Below are 3,047 nucleotides of genomic sequence, written 5' to 3'. Positions count from 1 at the left end.
GTCCCGGAGGAATCATGTCCATCAACCCGGAGATCTCATGTCCGCCTACCCGGACCAAACTGTCCGCCCACCCGGACTTTTCCACGTCCGCTGGCAGGGGGTCATCCAGGTGTGGCAGGTTCGACCCAAGCTCGGTCAGATCACTTGCGGAGTGCGCCGCCAGATGCGAGCAACCTTCTCCTTGTCCACCGGAGCGTAGAACATTGAGGGTTCTTACCACGGTTAACCCGATCAGACGATTCGCCAGGGCACGCCACGTGTTAAGATGGGCCATTGCCTAGCGTGACAACAACCTGAATTATCGGATTCGATTCCGTCACATATTCGACCTGCAACCGACTCATAGTGAAAACTGCCGTCGAGTTGATAAATGATCTCATTTGATACATATCGCTTTCGGTTCGAGAGGCACAGGAAGGCGCGGAGGGAACCGGAATGAGTGATGACCCTATTATTGCCGACGCACAGGGGTGGCCGTTGCCTAGGTTCGGCCACCTACCTGTTCCCCTTGCGTTGCAACACTTTTACCGAGGCGGCTGAGAAGCACAATCGTGAGTGGCTCAAGAATTACGAGTTCAGTGAGAGCGATTGAATTGGGTTGTTGGGCTGACATCATGAGCCGAGTTGGGGCGTTGCGGGTGATGACTGTGTAGGGGGCCGATGTCGGCGTGTGTGAAGCGCGGTGAAGCGGCTATTCTCCAAAGCACGCACGAGTGCGCCGGGGTCGCTGATCCCGGCCCAGTTCCGGAGTTCGGCATCGCGGCCGGCGAAATCGGCGAGCGGGTTGGCCCAGCCTGCGATCAACCGATCGGTGGCTGCCTGGGTGCGTCGCATCCAGGCAGCCACCGGCAGCGCATCAGATGATTCGCTCGATCCGCAGCACTGGGATCCGCCGCCGCGTCTTCGCCTTGTACTCGCCGAAGCCCGGTTGGCTGGCCACGGCCTTGGCGAACAGTCGGGTTCGCTCCTGCCCCTCGGTGGAGGTGGCCACGGCCTGATAGGCATCGGTGCCCACCTCCACAGTGAGTTTCGGATTGGCGAGCAGGTTGTGGTACCAGGCCGGATGCCGGTCGGAGCCGGCGGCCGAGGCGATGACGAAGATGGCGGCGCCGTCGGTGAAGTAGACAACGGGTGTGGTGCGCGGCAGGCCGGTCCGAGCACCGATGGTGGTCAACAACGCCAGGTCCATTGTGGCGAACCTGCCGCCGACCCGCCCGCCGTTGGCGCGGAACTCGGCGATGATCTCGGGATTGTACTCGAACATGCCACTCCGATCAGTGATCTCAGCCGTGCCCGGCACGGGTTGCGCCAACACTAGCGAGCAAATGTTCTTCCTGGGCGACCGTTGTCGCCCAAGGCGGTTATGCCGATCGGTGGACCACGACGGGGAGAGCGCCCGCATCGTGGCCGCGAGCACTCCCGATACCGCAACGGGGCTGCCCTCCTAGCCGCCGACCCTGCACCCAATGCACGTTACTACCGGGCGGGAGTGATGAGCGCCGCGGTGACGCGGTGCAGGGCGTCCGCCAGCGCCGGCACGGCCTCGGCCGGGACGTGATCGAGCACGCGTCGGCCGTGGGGCGCGGCGGAGTGCATCGCGGCGAGATCGACGCCGTTGAGGACGGCGATGTTGCCGCGAGCGCCGGCGGGGACACCGTCCTTGGTGACCAGGGCGCGGGCGCGCAGGCTGTCGACGACACGAGTGATCCGGCTGGGCGTCGGGCCGACGAACCGGGTGTGATCGGTTGCCACGAAGAAAAACGCGGTCGCATATCGCGAACAAATCACCTCAACAAGGTGAACCCTGCCCCGATAGATCGATGACCACGACGAGGGCAGCGGCCGGTCCATAGTTCTTGATCACAGGAAGCTGTGTTGCCTGCTTGTACGGCTCGTCGCGCAGCTCCGCTGCGACCATCGGCCTGGTGCGCGCCTGACTGTCGCGATCGGAGCGTTTCAGCGTGCGGTTGCCGTTGGTGGCGGTCCAGGTCGCGGCGCCAGAGCTGATCACCGCGGCGGCGCCAGCGATCCAAGCGGGGTCCATCCGATTCCTCTCGATGCTGGTGGTCGGTCAGCGCGATGGCATCGAGGCCCTGTCGCACGGCTTCCTCGACCAGCTCTTCGGGATGGCTGGCGCCGTCGAGGAAGCTGAAATTGGAGTGGACGTGCAGTTCGGCGTAGGGGGTGCGCACCTCGCCGATCGCATACTCGTCCAGGTGACGGTCGCGGTCACGCAGATCGGGCGGCGGGCCCGCCTGCCCGTCACGATGCCGGGTTCAGGCCGGGGCGTAGTTGCCATCGCCCGGCGCGGCAGGCCGCCCCGACAGCGTCCTTTCCAGACGGTCCCACGACACGGTCGGTTTGTTGCTGAACGACACCGGAGCTCCCTGTGACTGCCAGCGCAGCTGCCCTCCCCGCCTCGACGCCCGGCAGCTCGAATACCGCGCGCTCGTCGTGCCGTCCGTGTGACAGTCCACCGGAACAAACGTCATAGTCAAACATGTGTTCGATAACGTCAAGATGGACTCGGGTGGCACGTCGCGACCGCGCGTTGGCGCAGTTCGGGGTCGGGGGGCTGGTCGCGTCGTCGAGAGTCGGTCACGTCGCCGTCACTTCCTGGTTTCCGCGTGTCGGTTCGCCCTCGGGTACCCGGCACACGTCCCTCCATTCCCCGGGCGAGCGCCCCGGTGCGAACGACCGGGCCGTCTCGGCGCGGGGTACGGGCAGTGCGGTGTGCTGATCAGTGGTGGAGAGCGTCGGCCAGGGTGGGACGGACTTTGAGCTCGGTGTCCAAGCCGGTGAGTTCCAGGGGGCGGCGTGTGACGCGTTCGGCGGCGACGACCCGGACCTCAGTCTTCGTGTGAGCGCGGTAGTGGATCTCGACCAGTGTGTTCAGCCCTGCCGAGTGCAGGAAGCTCACCTCCGTCAGATCCGGGACCAAGCGGGGTGGCGGCCTGGTCCAGGCGCGTGACGGTGGTCAGATCGATATCCCCTGTGGCGTGTACCACGACGGTGCCGTCCTGCAAGGTCTCCGCCGTGACACGCGG

At 65.1% G+C, this 3,047-nt stretch carries 5 protein-coding genes and 1 pseudogene; all 6 read right to left on the bottom strand.

Annotated elements, in window-relative coordinates:
* Window positions 1-612 precede the first annotated feature (612 nt).
* The gene (locus ABD256_RS44605) at window positions 613-834 is read right to left on the bottom strand and encodes an arabinofuranosyltransferase (protein WP_425546624.1); all 222 of its coding nucleotides are present in this window, start codon (window positions 832-834) and stop codon (window positions 613-615) included.
* A gap of 22 nt (window positions 835-856) precedes the next feature.
* Window positions 857-1,315 carry a nitroreductase family deazaflavin-dependent oxidoreductase gene (locus tag ABD256_RS43965; RefSeq protein ID WP_344432341.1) on the bottom strand — a complete coding sequence of 153 codons (459 nt, stop codon included), beginning with the start codon at window positions 1,313-1,315 and terminating at the stop codon, window positions 857-859.
* A gap of 161 nt (window positions 1,316-1,476) precedes the next feature.
* Window positions 1,477-1,752: a hypothetical protein gene (locus ABD256_RS43960; protein WP_344432339.1), complete on the bottom strand. Its 276-nt coding sequence runs from the start codon at window positions 1,750-1,752 to the stop codon at window positions 1,477-1,479.
* A gap of 37 nt (window positions 1,753-1,789) precedes the next feature.
* Entirely contained in the window at window positions 1,790-2,044 is a 255-nt protein-coding gene (locus ABD256_RS43955; protein WP_344432342.1) for a hypothetical protein, read from the bottom strand.
* Window positions 2,045-2,063: 19 nt separating this feature from the next.
* A pseudogene (locus ABD256_RS43950) lies at window positions 2,064-2,378 on the bottom strand (PHP domain-containing protein); the annotation flags it as partial.
* A 362-nt stretch (window positions 2,379-2,740) separates the two neighbouring features.
* The gene (locus ABD256_RS44600) at window positions 2,741-2,920 is read right to left on the bottom strand and encodes an STAS domain-containing protein (RefSeq protein WP_425546623.1); all 180 of its coding nucleotides are present in this window, start codon (window positions 2,918-2,920) and stop codon (window positions 2,741-2,743) included.
* Window positions 2,921-3,047 lie beyond the last annotated feature (127 nt).

Source organism: Amycolatopsis minnesotensis, assembly GCF_039529815.1.
Taxonomy (GTDB): Bacteria; Actinomycetota; Actinomycetes; order Mycobacteriales; family Pseudonocardiaceae; genus Amycolatopsis; species Amycolatopsis minnesotensis.
The sequence above is the reverse complement of the archived record's forward strand: the minus strand, read 5'-3'. Positions and strand labels throughout refer to the sequence as shown.